This window comes from Shewanella sp. MF05913 (genome assembly GCF_059758095.1).
In genome coordinates, this window is sequence record NZ_JCAYNT010000030.1 from 21,953 (window position 1) to 39,215 (window position 17,263).

The 17,263-nt window shown below is 39.8% G+C and carries 17 protein-coding genes and 1 pseudogene; 6 read left to right on the forward strand and 12 right to left on the reverse strand.

Annotated elements, in window-relative coordinates; all coding sequences use genetic code 11:
- Positions 1-111 precede the first annotated feature (111 nt).
- Positions 112-294 (forward strand): CCGSCS motif protein, encoded by a 183-nt coding sequence (locus tag AC19MV_RS21700; protein ID WP_498309922.1) that lies wholly within the window; start codon positions 112-114, stop codon positions 292-294.
- Here the strand turns inward: AC19MV_RS21700 and AC19MV_RS21705 are convergent.
- Positions 291-782, reverse strand: a complete 492-nt coding sequence (locus tag AC19MV_RS21705; RefSeq protein WP_498309923.1) for a GNAT family N-acetyltransferase — start codon at positions 780-782, stop codon at positions 291-293. The genes AC19MV_RS21700 and AC19MV_RS21705 overlap by 4 nt on opposite strands.
- Positions 783-864: 82 nt before the next feature.
- Here AC19MV_RS21705 and AC19MV_RS21710 point away from each other — a divergent pair, with 82 nt between their 5' ends.
- On the forward strand, positions 865-1,302 hold the full coding sequence (locus AC19MV_RS21710; protein WP_498299677.1) for a DUF3429 domain-containing protein: 438 nt from the start codon (positions 865-867) through the stop codon (positions 1,300-1,302).
- A 113-nt stretch (positions 1,303-1,415) separates the two neighbouring features.
- Here AC19MV_RS21710 and AC19MV_RS21715 read toward each other — a convergent pair whose 3' ends face one another.
- Entirely contained in the window at positions 1,416-4,463 is a 3,048-nt protein-coding gene (locus tag AC19MV_RS21715; protein WP_498309924.1) for a transglycosylase domain-containing protein, read from the reverse strand.
- A 257-nt stretch (positions 4,464-4,720) separates the two neighbouring features.
- Here AC19MV_RS21715 and AC19MV_RS21720 point away from each other — a divergent pair, with 257 nt between their 5' ends.
- From AC19MV_RS21720 to AC19MV_RS21735, 4 genes are all read left to right on the forward strand, one after another.
- Positions 4,721-5,590 (forward strand): DUF72 domain-containing protein, encoded by an 870-nt coding sequence (locus AC19MV_RS21720; RefSeq protein WP_498309931.1) that lies wholly within the window; start codon positions 4,721-4,723, stop codon positions 5,588-5,590.
- A gap of 129 nt (positions 5,591-5,719) precedes the next feature.
- Positions 5,720-6,601 carry a 23S rRNA pseudouridine(2604) synthase RluF gene (rluF, locus tag AC19MV_RS21725; RefSeq protein WP_432405393.1) on the forward strand — a complete coding sequence of 294 codons (882 nt, stop codon included), beginning with the start codon at positions 5,720-5,722 and terminating at the stop codon, positions 6,599-6,601.
- Positions 6,602-7,022: 421 nt separating this feature from the next.
- Complete coding sequence (locus AC19MV_RS21730) at positions 7,023-7,655, forward strand: helix-turn-helix domain-containing protein (protein WP_432405402.1); 633 nt, start codon at positions 7,023-7,025, stop codon at positions 7,653-7,655.
- A gap of 156 nt (positions 7,656-7,811) precedes the next feature.
- The gene (locus AC19MV_RS21735) at positions 7,812-9,629 is read left to right on the forward strand and encodes a hypothetical protein (RefSeq protein ID WP_498309925.1); all 1,818 of its coding nucleotides are present in this window, start codon (positions 7,812-7,814) and stop codon (positions 9,627-9,629) included.
- 72 nt (positions 9,630-9,701) lie between these two features.
- Here the strand turns inward: AC19MV_RS21735 and AC19MV_RS21740 are convergent, their stop codons facing one another.
- The 10 genes and pseudogenes from AC19MV_RS21740 to AC19MV_RS21785 all read right to left on the reverse strand — a co-directional run bounded on the left by AC19MV_RS21740 (position 9,702) and on the right by AC19MV_RS21785 (position 17,057).
- A complete protein-coding gene (locus AC19MV_RS21740; RefSeq protein ID WP_498309926.1) occupies positions 9,702-9,926 on the reverse strand; it encodes an NINE protein in 225 nt (74 codons plus the stop codon).
- A 13-nt stretch (positions 9,927-9,939) separates the two neighbouring features.
- Positions 9,940-10,242: an NINE protein gene (locus tag AC19MV_RS21745; RefSeq protein ID WP_432405408.1), complete on the reverse strand. Its 303-nt coding sequence runs from the start codon at positions 10,240-10,242 to the stop codon at positions 9,940-9,942.
- A gap of 192 nt (positions 10,243-10,434) precedes the next feature.
- Positions 10,435-11,034, reverse strand: a complete 600-nt coding sequence (locus AC19MV_RS21750; protein ID WP_432405410.1) for a hypothetical protein — start codon at positions 11,032-11,034, stop codon at positions 10,435-10,437.
- Positions 11,035-11,091: 57 nt separating this feature from the next.
- Complete coding sequence (locus tag AC19MV_RS21755) at positions 11,092-12,123, reverse strand: hypothetical protein (protein ID WP_498309927.1); 1,032 nt, start codon at positions 12,121-12,123, stop codon at positions 11,092-11,094.
- Between the two features lie 74 nt (positions 12,124-12,197).
- A complete protein-coding gene (locus AC19MV_RS21760; protein ID WP_498309928.1) occupies positions 12,198-12,602 on the reverse strand; it encodes a hypothetical protein in 405 nt (134 codons plus the stop codon).
- Between the two features lie 145 nt (positions 12,603-12,747).
- On the reverse strand, positions 12,748-13,986 hold the full coding sequence (locus AC19MV_RS21765) for a hypothetical protein (RefSeq protein WP_498309929.1): 1,239 nt from the start codon (positions 13,984-13,986) through the stop codon (positions 12,748-12,750).
- Between the two features lie 61 nt (positions 13,987-14,047).
- Positions 14,048-14,476 carry a hypothetical protein gene (locus AC19MV_RS21770; RefSeq protein ID WP_498309930.1) on the reverse strand — a complete coding sequence of 143 codons (429 nt, stop codon included), beginning with the start codon at positions 14,474-14,476 and terminating at the stop codon, positions 14,048-14,050.
- Positions 14,477-14,806: 330 nt separating this feature from the next.
- Positions 14,807-15,529: pseudogene (locus AC19MV_RS21775) on the reverse strand (transposase); the annotation flags it as partial.
- Between the two features lie 211 nt (positions 15,530-15,740).
- Positions 15,741-16,454 (reverse strand): hypothetical protein, encoded by a 714-nt coding sequence (locus AC19MV_RS21780; protein ID WP_235088063.1) that lies wholly within the window; start codon positions 16,452-16,454, stop codon positions 15,741-15,743.
- A 111-nt stretch (positions 16,455-16,565) separates the two neighbouring features.
- The gene (locus AC19MV_RS21785; RefSeq protein WP_059746170.1) at positions 16,566-17,057 is read right to left on the reverse strand and encodes a hypothetical protein; all 492 of its coding nucleotides are present in this window, start codon (positions 17,055-17,057) and stop codon (positions 16,566-16,568) included.
- Positions 17,058-17,263: the final 206 nt, after the last annotated feature.

Genomic DNA, 17,263 nt, shown 5'->3' on the forward strand with positions numbered 1-17,263 from the left:
TTGACTCACACAGGAAGAAGAATACAATTTAAACATGCAATATATTTATATGTTTAAATTATTTAAATTGTTTACGATTAGTCACTAACCACTTTATCACGAGGCATCACCATGAGTTTTTCAATTAGCGGTATTTTTAAACCAGCCAAACAAACAGAATCGGTTAGCCAAGTGACCCAAAAAGCGCTAGAGACTAATAGCGTTGAAGCGAAAACGACAACAGCAGAAACATCACAGAAAAAACAAGGTAATGGCGGCAGTTGTTGTGGTGGATGTGGCGGTGCTGGTCATTAACTTTTAACGCTATCACGCTTAAGTATTAATAAGTTATCTTTAGCAAACAGCGATGGGTATTGCGGCGTAACATCCGCAAACCCATTAGCCTGAGCCACCCTTAACGAGCCTTGATTTTGCGCATCAATATAAGCGTAAACAGGGCTGCTTATGTATTGCTGTAAAAACAACTTAAGTGCTTGAGTCGCAATCCCCTGCCCCCAGTATTTTCGCCCAATCCAGTAGCCAATAAGACGCACTTCTGGCTCATCGATTGTGGCTAATTCAAGATTTACCCACGACACCAAATGGCCAACCAACAAATTGTTATGCCAAATACCGATTGCGATACCTTGATCATTGGCAAAAATATTCTGCTGCCAATGCTGATAAAACGCCTCGCGTGTCCGCGCCGGAACATCGGCCATATTGTTGGCGACAGGATCATTTTGAAACTCAAATAATAAGCTTAAATCTTGTTCGCTAACGTCTTTAAGATAAATATTCATTGGGCTTCATTCACCTATAGGTTGTACAACTAAGATCATTTATATTGGAGTTAACGGCGTTATTTATACCAAAGGAGATAGCATGAAAAATATCAGCACTTGGCAATGGCTCGGATTTGCAGGCTTAATTCCGTTTATCACACTGAGCCTGTTGGCGTTTAACCATAGTGTGTTATCACCTGAGCATACCTTACTTGGCTTTATTAGTTACAGTGCGATTATTTTAAGTTTTATGGCGGGAGCATTGTGGGGCAAAGCGGTAGTATTAAATCTTGATGACAGTATCGCTAAATTATTGATTATCAGTAACGTTATTGCCCTAGGCTGTTGGATTGCGCTATTAACACCGTTTGAATTGTCGGCATTAATCTTATTGGTCAGTGGCTACGTGTATTTATTGTATATTGAGTTTAAAGCCAAACAATTGTCTGCGACCACCCGCTACATTACCCTGCGTACCATCCTCACCAGTGTGGTTGCTGTGTGCCATCTAGTGGTGATGCTCAGCTTGTATCAATAATTCACTGGCCAGAACTCAGGATCAATAAAGCCCATGGATCATCCATGGGCTTTTAGTTTAACTGACTCTTTTAATCTACTGCTTTAAAGCTTGAGCTATTGCTTCAGCCTCTATTACAACCCTGGCTGGCACTGCTCAGTTTGATTAATCATTGGCGACAGAATTGGCATCATGCCTTTTAACACTTGTAATGGCAGTGCAGAGGTAAAGCTAAAATCATCTGCTTTTTCTCCTGGAACAAATGCCGTTAACGTACCAAAGTGGCGATCGCCCAGGTAAAACACAAACGTTGCTGTGCGGTTAATCGCTGTTGATGATACCTTACGCCCATTACGGATTTCGGTTGCGATGCGGTTGTCGCCGGTACCGGTTTTACCGCCCATGATAATCGCCTGGCCTTGACTGTCTAACAAGCTGCCATTGAGTCGTCTGGCGGTGCCATTTTGTACCACATTCGCAAGCGCGCGCTTAAGAGCCCTAGCCACTTCCTGATGCATCACTCGTGTGACCATTTGCTTATTATTGGCAAGCGTCACCTCATATGGGGTGTCTTTAGCAAATTGCAGTTCATCAATGCGCACGGTTGGGAAACGATAACCGTCATTTTGAATGATGCCCATTAAATCGGCTAGTGCAGCAGGCCTGTCGCCCGAGCTGCCTAACGCAGAACCTAACGATGGCACCATATATTCAAACGGATAACCCATTCGTACCCACCGTTGGTGGATACTTAAAAATGCTTCAACCTCTAGCATGACCTGGATCCGCACATCTCGGGCATTTTGATGGCGGGTTCTAAATAGCCAACGATAAACCTCTTGCAGTTGAGGTTGGGCATCGTCTAATACCTGAGTTAAGCCGGTTTCTGGGTAATCATTTAAATAACGTAATACCCATAATTCCAACGGGTGCACTCGGGTAATATAACCCTGGTCGGCAAGGTTGAATTTTTCTTCGCCGTACTTGTTATACAGTAAGTTAATTTGTTTATCGGTAAAGTTTTTAGTCGGCAAACGCGCGCTTAAAAAGGCCTTAAGTTCGCGGGCACCGTCGTAGGGTTTTAAATAACGATACGCCGCCGTTAACTTATGCTCTTGTTGCGAGATCCCATCAAATAACACCTCTAAACGTTGCTCTGGCGCAAGTTGGCGGTATTTACGGTAAAAACGTTTTACAAACGAACTCCCCTCACGCTTAGCAAACGCTTTTAGGTATTCTTCGCGGCGTGGGTCTTTGTCATTGCGCAATAATTGCGACACGCTACCTTCGCTATTGTAACTACTGCTGTAGCTAACAATGTCGCGCATTAAGCGTACAAACGGTAAGTTTATCGACTCTTGTAAGGCTTGATATAAGGTGGGTACGCGGCTGTTTTCTTTCTTATTAAAGTTATTAAATACATGCAGACCACCACCCGTGAAGAAGCGCTCATCTGGTGAAGCTGAATATTCACGTTGCAGCGCCGCGTCGAGCATACGAGTTAAATTACGATCACGTGTGGTAATTAAATAATCCACCACCCAGCGAGTAATATGGTCTTTGCGCTCTACATCGACCTGGCGTAAATCGGCTACCGTCATGGCTGAGAAACGCTGTTGCAACTCGGCAATAATGTCTAGGTACGTTGCCAATACCCGCAGCTTAGCGGTAGAGCCGAGCTCGAGTTTACTGCCTTCGTTAATATCAAAAGGCTGATCAATACTGTCGGTTTGAATACGCACACGGTTAGCGCTGTCGGTGCTTTCATATAAAGTAAAGCTGTATAGCACTTTATCGAGTTGCTGCGCAGACAATAAACGCTCGCCCAATAAACCAATGCGTTCGGCTGAACTGACGTTTGCCAGGCTGCGTAAGTAATCACTCACTTTTTGCTGTAAGTCACCATGGTATGTACTGTTAATCGTTAAATCGTAACGGTCTAAGTCGAATAAGTTAAGATCTAACATGCCCGCTGTGCGAATGCGTACGGCGTTAACGCCTTTATTATTAGCAGGGTTAGTGCTTGCTAACTTAGTAGTGTTAAAGGTAAGAGTTTGTTCTAACGCCGACACCATTAACTGGGTTTCAATCAGGCCATCGCGGCCCAATAAACGTAAATAGCTGTCAACCAACGACTCTAAATCATCATGGCCTTGCAATAAGTAATATGACGGACGACGCTGGGCAATCATTAACGCCACAATCTCTCTAAACACCTTACCGCGCTGCGCTGAGTTTTGTTGGGTATGACGGCTAAGCAGTAGCTGATTGGCCTGAGTAAAATCAGTTTTAAACCATGCCCATAAACCATCACCAATACCATGCACTTCACCAAAACCGGGAGCCGACGATAACGGCACGGTATTAAGATAATCTTGCACAATACGCTGGCGAGCATTAATGGTACTTTCGCCCTGTTGATACACCCGCACAATGGCCGAACCAATTTGCAGTAACTTGTCTTTAATGCTTAAGGTTAAGCCATGATTAGAGTGCCTAAATTTTTCAATTTGAGTGGCTAACGTACTGCCACCGGCTTTAGACATGTCGACACCGGCAATTTCAGCAATTTGGCTGGCCGCAGCCAACACAAAACGAGGCCAATCGACCACAGGGTTGTAATTGGTTTCAGGGCTGAGCATTTCACGGTTTTCAATAAACAACAGGGTACTAATGACTTGTTGCGGAATATTGTCCTGGTCTTGATACACGCGTTTAGGGTATGAGAAATCAAACACTGTCATGTCGCGGCAGTCTTTAATTAATAAACCTGATTGGGCTTTTTCGTGATACGGAGGAAAAAAGCCTTTTTCGGTGTAATCCATCAACATCGGCGAAAACGCCACTTGCTTGGTAATTTGGTAATTACGTTCGATTAAGCGCTCAATTTTTTGCGGCAGTTGGCTATAACCATGTCGGTCATCAAACGGGCCATATTTAGGGTAAATAACTGCGTCGCTACGATAGTCACGTAGCTGATAGGTCAACTTGGTCGCATACTGGTGTAAAAAGTACGATTGGTAATAAGACGTTCTTACTTCAAATTCAACCAAATAGGCTGTCGCTAAAATAAAAATAATCAGTAACCAGCCAGCTTTACTTTTACGAACTTTAACCGGCTTTGCCGAAGACGCTTTAGGGCGGTAATTATCAAACTGACTTTCAGGATCAGAACTAGACACAAACACTCCAACTCACGCTTAACACCAAGATAATGCATTTTTTGTTTTCTGGCTGATATGATAACCAGATAGCATAGCCAATGAGGCTAATTTTATCAGATGGGCAAACTGATTAGATATAGACAAAATAACTAAATATCATTTTTTAAGCCGTTAAAGCGTTTTTTGTCATAAACAAGCCAAAAACCGTTTTTATTCTGAGGAACATTTTGAATACGCATTCCCCGACATCAGCTCAACAACCGCATGCACCATTCATACGATTGGGGTTAGCAATGTGGTCGCAAAACCATTGGCAGCAAACCGTGTATGGCAATAATGACTCAAGCCAGCGTTTAGCCCGCTATGCTGACATCTTTAATACCGTTGAGGGCAACACTACGTTTTACGCCACGCCATCAGTTACCCAAGCCAAAATTTGGCGCGCAGCAGTCAGCCAGGATTTTCGCTTTACCTTTAAGTTGCCCAAGCACATTACTCACGAACTAAAGCTGCACAACGCCGGCCCCGCGTTACAACAGTTTTTCTCGGTGATGGCACCATTACTCGACGTAACAGGTATGTGGAAAATTCAATTACCTGCCAGCTTTGGTCCGCAACATTTGCCGGTTTTAGCGCAATTTTTAACGCAAGTACCTCAAGGGTTAACTTATGGTGTCGAAGTTCGTCATCAAGCCTTTTTTGCCAAAGGTGATGCCGAACGCGACCTTAATCGCTTACTTATCGATAACCAATGCAATCGCATTATTATGGACACTCGCCCAGTCTTTGCTGCGCCGCCCACCTCTGCGGCGGTGATTGATGCTCATCAAAAAAAGCCTAAAGTACCAGTACATGCCATTGCCACTGCGCAACATCCTGTGGTGCGTTTTATTGGGCACCCACAAGCAGAAGCGAATATGCATTTCTTTAAAAACTGGCTTAAGCAATTGCCATTATGGGTGGCCGAGGGCAAACAACCTTATGTGTTTATTCACACGCCAGACAACCAAGATGCACCGCAGTTAGCCGTCGATTTATATCGGTTGCTACAACGGCAGCTTCATAACTCTGCCACGCCACTGGCAAACATCAACTTATTACCTCAACATAAAGACACCACTGCGCAACTGGGCTTTGATTTGTAATGTGACTTGGGTGATTTATACATCAAGCTTTAAAGGCTTTGCCTTAAAGAATAATCAAAAAGTTTATGATATTATCAGCGCCGATCCAGCCTGCCATTGCAGCGCGTTTATGTTGATAAAGGAACCGCTATGAGTGAATCTGCAACCCGTTTAAATAAATACATCAGCGAGAGCGGAATATGCTCACGCCGAGAAGCCGATCGCTTCATTGAACAGGGCAATGTATTTATTAACGGTAAACGCGCAAAAATTGGTGACACCGTTGAGTTAGGTGACAAAGTGAAAGTGAATGGCCAGGACATTGAGCCACGTGACGAAGCCGATTTAGTGTTTATCGCATTAAATAAGCCTGTCGGCATTGTCAGTACCACCGAAGGTACTGAGCGCGACAATATTGTCGACTTTGTTAACCACAGCGAACGGGTATTCCCCATTGGGCGTTTAGACAAAGATTCACAAGGGCTAATATTTTTAACTAACAATGGTGATTTAGTTAATAAAATCTTGCGTGCGGGTAATAATCACGACAAAGAATATGTGGTTACCGTAAACAAGCCTATCACCGATGACTTTATCAAAGGCATGTCTGCTGGCGTCCCCATCCTGGGCGTAGTGACCAAAAAGTGTAAGGTTGAGCAAGTGTCACCTTATGCATTTAAAATTGTGTTAGTCCAAGGCCTTAACCGCCAAATTCGCCGCATGTGCGAATACTTTAACTTTGAAGTCACCAAGCTTGAGCGCCAATCAATAATGAATGTGTCGCTTAAAGGATTGCCGATAGGTGAATGGCGTGATTTAGACGAGCAAGAGCTCAGTACCTTAATGAAGTTGATTGAACACTCGTCATCTGAAGTAAAAAAAGCCCCGCAAAAAGCCAAGAAAAAGCCACTCAAGAGTATGCGCGACACTATTGAAGGCCCAGAACACTTTATGCAAGGTCGAGGCAGCAAGCCTAAAAAACCCGCCGCAAACAAGGGCAAACCTAGCCATTCACGCAAACCTAAACGTTAACCGCCTCACAGCACAAAGGGTATATCGTAAAGAATGGGTCTTGAATGAAAAAACACCCATTTTACCGTATGCAACAGGATTATAATGTTGTACTATATCGCCCTGCTCATTTAAACAGCAAAAAACGACCTCAAATACAGCGTGTAAACATGTACTTACGCTGTATTTGTCAAGTTATAGCATGAGCATAATGTACAGCTCCATTTTTTTAATTTATCTTACTCGGCTCATAAACTGCACAAATTTAAATGCAAACAATGTGACAAGCCCAGGCAAGATCAGAGCTAGCGCCAAAAATACAAAACAAGTTAACAGTACGCAATTTTGATAACTAAGCGATGCCACTTTCTGCATAACAGGCAACCGCGAGGCTCAAAAAATACCGCAAAGGGATGCTGTATTTTTAAACAAGGAAAGTAACATGCTCACTAAACACCTGCTTATTCTCGATTTCCCTCTACATCTGCAAGAGCCATTTCAGCATCTTGCAAATCTCATAGAATGCAATCTTATTACATGCAGTTCAAGCTGCGCATCTGCTGAGTTGTCGACGATTGCGAGTATTGAAAATAGCACCGCAATATTGATTCATTACCTTGAGCACCCGCTACAAGAGATAAGCTATTTATCTGCAGAATTGTTTAAGAGTCATTTACATATTGCCTATTGCCCAGCATTAAACGTAGAGCTCGAAGTGATTCTAATCTCTTCTGGATTTCATGCGGCGATGAGCATCGACGCAAGCCTGGTCGATCAAATACAGAGCATAAACAAAGTACAAGATGGCGATATTAGCTTTAGCGATAAAGCCGTATCTAAGTACATTTTGCAAAAAAAACGAGTTCCGTCGTCAGGCAACCGCGCTAAAATTCTTGCGGTGACCACAAAAAAAGAACAACAAATTCTATCGCTTATACTGCATGGACTTACTAACGAAGAAATGGCCAAAGAGCTCAACATTTCCGTTAACACGGTCAAAATGCACGTGCAAAATATTTATAAAAAAACCAAGATTAAAAGTCGAGGTCAGTTATTTGCCTACGCGGCAGGTTAACCATCTCTATTTATAAAACCGCATCAATACTGCATTCTGGACACGTATTCACTGGATAAAAGTGAGTTGACAGATGTATTACGATGTATCACGACACTGTGCGGTAATCAACATATCGGTGAAAGCACAGTCACAATCCAATGTAAGGACACATTAATGCACCATAAAAGTTTATTAGCCATTTTAATCTCTGGCGCACTATTAGCAGGTTGTGGATCATCAGACGATGACTCAACTACAGACGTAACCCAACCTGATGCCGGCACACCTACCAATCCTACAACGCCACCAGTAGCATCAGAATACACTCACCAAGTAGCCGGTCTTGCTGTCTACCAAGGCGCATTATCTGGTGCAACGGTTTGTGCTGATTTAAATAAAAACTTAACTTGTGATAGCGATGAACCATTCGCAATTACCGATGCTGACGGTAACTATCAAATAGATTGGAAAAGTGAAGTTGAAACGCCAGACTATTATTTAGTGGCTAATTGGGAAGCAGCGACAGCAACACAAGTAATCCAGGCCAGCTCTTTAGCACTTAAGATTAAAAACCCGACTAACCGAACAGCACCAAAAGCTATCGTTAATGATGTAGGACAAGGTACATTAATCGCAAGCCCAGAATATAATGGCGCGATTAACAATCTGACACATATCAAGCAGTCTCGCGTGATAGAAATGATGAATCAAGACCTGTCTGACAGTGACATTAGTCAACTATCAACCGAGTTAGACGCACTATTAGCTATTTTGTATCAATTAGATGCAAATACGCTGTACTCAGTTTCTGCTGAAATGTCAGCCAAAGCTAGCTTTACGCGCATAGACTATGCCATTGCTTATTTACAGCAAGTCATCGCGACTCAAATTCCAAACTTAATTGCAGCAGAAAAAATTCTTGCAGCTACGTATGCTCAACTTTGGCAAATATTAAGTGATAGCGGTCTTTCTATCGAAGAGTTTTTCTCAGATGACGCCTTTACTTTAGCCGCTAACATTCTCTTTAGTGACTCAGCCATCGCATTAGGATTTACAGAATTACCTATCGATTCTCGTATTCTGTCACAAAATGATTGGGATATTGTGCTTGGTAATATTATTAATGATAAAGGTTTCACTAATACCTTATCGCTATCGTTACTGTCACAGTTCAGTACATTCTCACTAGACAATGATGAGACAGGGAAGACAGTAATAGGGTCAACCTCTATTGACGGAATAGGGTATGTTACCGAATTTCCTAAAGATATAGATGAGCAAGAAGTTGAAATAGAATGCTGGAACACAACCCATAACGGTTGGTATACCATTGCACCATTGCCGAAGACTGAACCGTTTATAGAAGGTAATAGTTACAAAACAGTGTATGACTCAACAGATGTTAATGTCACAATTAATGTAGAAAAAATACTCACACCAAGTGATAGCTGGAGCTCAATACTTAATATTATTCCTGAAAGTCTTAAATTCAACACGATTAATTGGCCACAAACATTATATTCTATAAACGTATCTCAAGAAGCTGATGTCATGTGTCGTGAAGTCAATAATTATCAAATCTACGACCTTCCTGATTATGAGACAGCTGATATGATCACAGTAGATGATGTCGCTAGAGCACAATTTGATAGTTTATATCCAGAGTTTATCATCGTCGATGAGCAACAAAGTAAGATCACTCTGCTTGATATTGACCTGCAACCAGAAACGACATTTACAGTAGAACGCAGCATGAGTCCAAGTAGTCAGCCATTAATTATTAGCACTGAGGACGCTATAAATGATGAAGTTGCTGAGTACATTCTTCCTACATATTATTTAGTTGCAGATCAACAGTTAATTGAAGTCAATTTAAATAAAGCTTTCAATACGAAAGACGCAAATAATCAACTGATGTTGACTTATGACAATTCAGAACGCTTTACCCAAATATTATACAATCATCTATTGTCACTAAAAACAACACCATAAGAAGCTTATAGCTTACCCGCAATGTAAAAACCATTAGCAAAAGCTAATGGTTTTTTATCAAGCAACAAAAAACTAGCCCGCTTTAATCATATTACCTTGTTTATCCTTAAAGCTACCAACAGCGATAATAATAAAATCAATCAATGACCATATGCCTAAACCACCTAAGGTTAACAACATTAAGATACCGGTACCAATTTTACCGACATAAAAACGATGTGCACCAAAAACACCCAAGAAAAAACACAGTAATAGTGTTGGCACAAAACCTTTATCGCTTAATTGAATCTCTGACATTGTAATCCCTTAATTAAATTTTTTGTCCCGGATAGGTAATTAATTTACCTTGTCCATCTTTATAGTTTCCAACCAATAGTATAAACGTCACGATCACAGTATGGATAACATCAATAATAAATAGGCCCAAACCAATCATAAATAGCGAAAAGTCATCAGACTGCATCAAACTAATACCTACAATCGCTAAAGCTAAATCAAATGCACCATGAGCCATTCTTCCACAATAAAAATGATGAATGCCCAATACGCCAAATATTCCAGATAGAATCACTGCTACTGCATACTTTTTATCCGATTTAATAACCTCTTGCATATTATCCTTAATATTTTCGAGATGAATAAGTTGTTAAATATATATAAATTAACAACTTAATACAACCTTAAAAACTGATAAGTGATTGATTCAAAATAAACTAAATTAGTCCTGACAAGCAAAACATTGCATTATTACAAAAAATCAACACTTCAAAAAATAAAATGGGCAATGTGATAGTCGTCAACCACATTACTCATTTTCTAGTGCTTGCATTCGTTCAACATCTTCTTTGGTATAACCCATCGCATCAGAGATGTAACACATCTTCACCAGTTGGAACATTTGCACCAAACCACTCACCTGCCCTGCGTGCATTTGTAAGTTTAATACTGCCATTGTAGCAGCCATTTCATCACCTGGTGCGACCGTACTGCTTAACTCAGATAAAGATTGATTCTTAGTCGCCACCTCATTAATAAGCTGATTATATTCAGTGACGTTTTCAGGTGTATAACAGGTAGAGGTTTCAGGTAATTGCGCTAAAAACTGCTCATACTCTTTGACAAATAGCTTAGCTTGCACCAACGTCTGCTCGCCGAGTGCTTGTAACTCTGCAACCTTACCACTTTGAAATACTGCGGCAGTGTTACCCGACGCCACGAGCTGATTAAACTCTTGCATCAACACTAATTGCTTGTCGGATAAGACTTTTGCATCTTGTGCTATTGGTTTAGTTTTGGCTTCAAATGCATCAATAGCGCCTTGATTGCTCGCCAATGCAGCAAAGCTCATTGTGGTAATGGCTGTAGTCATGGCCACCAACAAGCTGGCTTTTTTAAAAATATTCATCAATAACATCCTGTTAGTTGAGTTAAATAAGTAAGTAAATGGTTCCAGTATTCTGATTCAGCGTTTCAGATATGGCATTAACCAACTATGAATGGCATAGCTGTATTCTGTGGGTAATCTAAAAGCTAACCATTCTGCACCTAGCCGAGTCACTAAATACGTATTTCTAGTAATGTTTACTACGCCAATAATATCTGAACGTTTATAGGTTTTCTCGTTAAATGCACCATGTTTAATAATCAAAGTATCATTATAAATTCTGAGTTTTGTCCCTGCTGCGCGGTAAAGAAATACCCAAGAAAAAAAGCCAATCAGTAACGCTGATAAAGCATATTGAATAGGCAAGGATACATAGGGTGTAAAAACGGATTCAGAAAAGAAAAATATAAATATCGAAATAAAAAATGATATGCCTATGGTACTCATCGCAAACAGCCAAAATCTTAATGATGTAAAAGGCATGCCGCCTACAGTCAGTTGCTGAAAGCCAGATTCGCGTACTAAACCACCTATTGGAAGTGCAGTGGGCTTATGGTCTTTTAATAACCCTTTAGTACTAAATTTATGCCTTTTATGCTGAACAACTAATGCCAAATCGGTATCAAAGTGTTTTTCAAAAAACATCACGATATTGATCATGGTTGAAACATTTCTGATAGTGATATGCCATTCAGGGTAGCTATAAAACTTAAGCGCATAATGATGTGTAACGCTTTGTTGACGATCAAAAAAAGCGTTAAATTCACCGGTAATAAAACCAGACATTTCGAGTAATGAAAGATTGCTATTAGTCACAATCTCTTTTTCTTTGGTTATACCAAACCAGGACTTTGTTTTCACCACCTCTTTACGGGTCGCATCAATCGTTAATCGGTTACGCTTAAACATAGGGAAGAATAAACAACTGCCGACAAGGGCTATAATGAGTGGCATGAATATCTCGCCCGTATCTTGGTAGCCAAACCAGCCTAAATAAATAACACCTACCCCCATGGCGGCCATACCAATACCAAAAATAAAGTCGATAATGCCACCAGTATCTTGCAGCACAATGCAATCATCTGTCTGCTTACAAATTTTATAACTCATAAATCCCTTTTATATTTTTTAGGCATTAAAAAAGCAAAGCCCTATTGATTTAACAATAAGGCTTTTTGACTTAGTTAAGGCTTTTGGGCTAAGTACCAACGTTTATCCTCAAATTGCTCAAAAGAGCACGAACTACCGCGGTAACGCCTCATAACACCCGCTTGATATTTTATGCTTATGCTTTTAACTGGATGACCTTTATAAATTGATTCCCTGAGCTCATCATCTATCTCAAAAAAATCATATTCCGTTAATGGCTCTGCACCAAAACGTTTTAGGTGTCCCTCTGGCCAATCTTTCTCAAGCATCGCCTCCATTTTTTTCATCGATTTAGGTAATAAATGAAAGAATAACTCAGGATCATTTTTCAGATAACTATTGACCATATAGCCTTTGCAGACGGCCTTTAGGTTCGCATCTGAGCCATCTTCAATTCCCGCGAAGCGCTCCAAGGCACTCGCTGAAATACTGAATAACATTATGCTACTGATGGTTATAAGGCTTACGATTAATCTCATATTAATCTCCATTTAAATAGTATTAGCTATCACTTTTACAATGAAGAAAATAAAAAACTCTAATATGACAATCTGTCATAGTCATTATGCTACTCATTTTTTATTCTTATACCAAATAACGAATATAAAGCGAGTACAAGCCAAAGCCTGTCATGCCAAGTAGCGCGACAACTATTGGTATGAGTATGTAAAATCGCCACACCGCAGCTATTTTCGAAATTTGCGTCAACGTTGCACTATACCCGAGTTGGCACAGTGCAATAACAAATTGATTACTATCAAACGTTTGCCCTGCTAACACAATGCTTTCACCGTTACTCACATCAATGCTGACTCTAAATACAAAAGGTCGCCTATATTGCCTCCGGGTACTGTCACCATCGCCAGCTTTATACCAATTCCACTCAATATTGATTGATTTAATCGCAGATTTTTCTATCTGTCTAACTTGCTTGTCCTCAAAATATACTCTTGGAATAACAAGTGAATTTTCGCTGATAACAATTTCATTGGGAGATGATATACCCTGTGTATAGTGCTTATCGCAAATGAGCTTTCGCCTTACAGCAGATACCACTACACCAAATAGTGCAACCACGATGGCCGCGGCGATATTTTGGCTAGAATAAAGAATAAACAGGGCAGCTATAAAACTGATATAACTTGAAGCCCAGACTTGATGAAAGTATTGCTGAGGTAAAGGCAGCATAAACAGTGTGACGGGGTATTGTAATTTTATCGGGTCGTTAAATAACTTAATCCCAATAAAGGCTTTTACGGTATCTTGGTCGAGCGAAACTGAACTAAAGGTTGGCCAATCTTTACGGCTAACGCTATCAAATTGACCGACAACATTAATCCCCTGCGACATTAACTCTTTTCGACATTGTTGAACCAATGCGGGCAACTTATGTAGCTTCACTTTTAACGATATTGATATCGGTTCAGGTAATTGAGCTTGTTCACTCTCTTTAACATGCAAAATCACTTTATAAGTATTATGCACTTCTTTTAACTCAATATTTTTTATTATTGAGTACTCAACATCTTGTTGTTGAAGGGAATAAATGGATTCCCCCCCTAACTTGAAACCATGGAACTGTGTTAACACCTTACGTGAGGCATCAAAACACCATCGACATTGATAACTAAAAGCTATCAACATCAACAACATACTGAACATTAAACGCCCGACAGTTTCAGCCGAAAAAGAAAAAACACTTACCGCTAACACCACATAAACTAGATTAAAGCATATAAAAATCCACTTTATTTTTTCAACGGCTGACACTATTGAAAATGATGACGCAGTAATCAATAACGTCCCTGTTAACTTGTTAAACATCCTATCCCTTAATCGACTTCACTTTTTCATTTTGCTGAAGAGCTTATTAATATTCTTAATGTTAACGAGCTCGTAGCTTCCAATGATTACCTTCTAAGCGGGTAAATGTACAACCTGAGTTGCCATGGCCTTTGCCATTATTGTATGAATATATGTAATCGACACCAGCAAAATTTTGGTCTTCTAAGTTCACTATGACAATGCTTTCCAATGTATAAGCCTCTTCACCGACTTCTCGCTCATACTTCTTTACGTAAGTAGAGAAACCTTTAGCTAAATGAGGGTGCTCATGCAATGACGGATCGATAAACGTTTTGAACAACTCAATATCGTTGGTTTTTAGTATTTCCCTGTAAATCTTACATTTATCAAGAAAAATATTATCAGTATTACTATTCGCAACAAAATTATAATTACTATCGTCTGCATATGATTCATATGACAAGCTAACTAACGAAGCCAATATTAGCGACTTAACGACAATGTTCATGATTATTCGTCCTTGATTAACAAGCACCTAATGACAAATCAGTACATCACTTATCATTACTATTTAGAAAGTAAGCATCATAAGTAATGTGAATATGGTTACCATTTATTATACATTTACTATGATCTAACTGTTTAATCTTATTACGAACAGATAACATTGTTCAACCACTAGTCAGTGGATTATCTTTGGTTGTACCTCATTAATCTCAACAATTTACATATCATTTTATGTTCATATTAACGATTTATTCTGTTCTACATCCATCAACATACACTACAGGGAGTTGATATGTTAATGGCCAATAACTTTGGGTGGCATGTTTTAACCTCGACGTTTAATGCTGGTGTAATCAGAAGTTTCTGGAGTTGCTGCCATCTTGGCACGAATTGGGTTTAAATCCACATAAGCCATACAGGCTAATACTGCGGCTTCATCAAGCAGTGCTTGGGACTTAAAACGCCTTCCCACAAATTTATCGGGAATAAATTTGAACAGCTTTAGCTGGCCCGAAGGGTGAGTGCCATGGATGGCAACGAATAAAATCTTCCGGTACATTTATCTTCTTTATTGACCATTCGAGCGATTGGCTCACTCAAGGAGCGCATAAACCAGCTGATATCAATTAAGCGTTTACGGTATTCAGTAATGCATTCATTAACCGTTTGAAGCTCAAATGAGTTTAGGTCCTCACCTTTAACAAATTTTTGTGTCAGTAATGTACCTTTAAAGCCTTTGTGCCATTGAATTAACAATTCTTTATCTGACCAGCATTTCGCTTTTTCTGCATCAACCTTTAATACCACATGCAAGTGATTACTCCCTGTTCATTACAAAGAGTGCGTAGGCACAGATATCTATGGTAAAGATGGTGGCAAGCTCAAGAATACGTGAGTCAACCCACTCACGCCGATGCTCAAAGTTTTCACCCGTTAAATGATAATACCACACAGAAAAGCCTTACGGACGACTCGCGGACAGCAGTGACTACTCTCTATTTGCTGGAGAAGGTGTGTCATCTAAGCTAACAATTGTCAGTCTTGGTCTGGCCATCTTCAAATACCATTTAGGAAGAGTAAATAAAGCGTAGGTTATTGCTTGATATTTAGCCAACAATCATGGATGGCCATGTTGTTGCTTGATATTTAGCCAACAATCATGGGCCATGTTGTTGCATAGGAAGGGTAAATAAAGCGTAGTTGAGTGTTCAATATTTAGCCAATAAATTGGGATGGCCATGTTAATTACCTATGTTATGTTATTTTTATATTGTTAAAGGAGTCATCAGCACAACCATAAGGATTGTTAATGCGAAATGAGCCACTACAGGGAATGCTAAAAGCACGATTTTAAAAATATATTTAGCAGAGCAATGTCGTTGAATAATTTTGACTGGGTAGTCAAAATATACCATTAAATAAAACATATGTTTCAGTGGGTAATGAAGGACGTCTAGCTTTAATGACTTACCTGATACTAGGCAGATATGGGTTTCGTAAATGGTACGAGTGGTTACCCCCTTGTTGGTTTGCACCCAATACACAATATCTATACCGCTGATATCTGTTTTTGCTAGCTCTAATTGACCATTTGGCTCATTTACTAGACTGTTGACAGGTAATGAAATTCTGTCGTTATTGATGTGTATCTGTTGCGTACCATTCAATTTGTATTGACGCTTGATTAAGTAATGTCTGATTATAAAATGCCCCGGAACTAGGCACACATTGATAATGACAAGTGCCAGTGGCACTGTCGGGAAGTGTGGGTATAACGCAATTGCACCAGGAGTGATAAAAGGTAATAAGCCCATTAATAGTAAGCCCAAAGTTAGCAATAACTGCGTAGGCATATATAGGGGATAGAAAAAAGAAACCACTTTAAGCGACATATCGCTAGTGGAACTAATAGTTTCAATCCCTTTAAAATTAGTTGTTTCAAACCAAGATTTGTCATTAATAGTTAACTTTTCTTGCATACTCTCGCCTTTGCTGCAGTAATCCAATGGATTACTGCAATGCCATATTTAATATTGTGAGTCTAAACTGAGGCTAAACAGAGTCAATATAGTTGTTCGCAATTTAACGCTTTATAACAAGTTAAGCAGATACCAATTATCTTCCACTAGGGCGAAGCGGCAATGACCGCCACCGACTTCCTCTTTATTGGTTTGGGGGTTAATTGAGTCAAAATGGTAACCTATCCAGAGTTGAATGTTATGATCACGACGCTTTGCTTCAGAGCTTACACTATCATTATTTGAGTTTTTAGCATTCTCAAAGTAAAAATTTTCGTAATTGATTAATTTAAAGTTCTTTATTCCTAAATAATCTTTTGCATAGTATTCATCATGTGTTTTTTTTAGATGTTGTGCGACTTGTGCATCCGTTACTGAAATAGGGTAAAAAATCGTTTTAAAAAGTGCAACATCTTGGTTTTTTATGACATCAACGGCTTTCATGCAGTTGGCTTGTGGTACTGAGATATCAAGTTCGGCAGGAGGAGCTACGAATACTAGTTCAGAGGCGATAGTATGACTAGATAATAGTATTAGTGCGGCAAACAACAATGGTTTTAGCATTTAACGTCCTTATTAATAAAATATGTTAATTGAATAGTATCAAAAAAGCGCCCATAAGGGTAATGCCGTTCACTTAAGGCAGGGGCTGATCATACTCGATCGCTTTTCATACATCCTTTTTAAAAACAAAGAGATAAAAAATAGCTTGATTGATCTCGCCAGTGTGATCAAATAGCGCTCTTTTTCTTTGTCTTTATACTTAATAT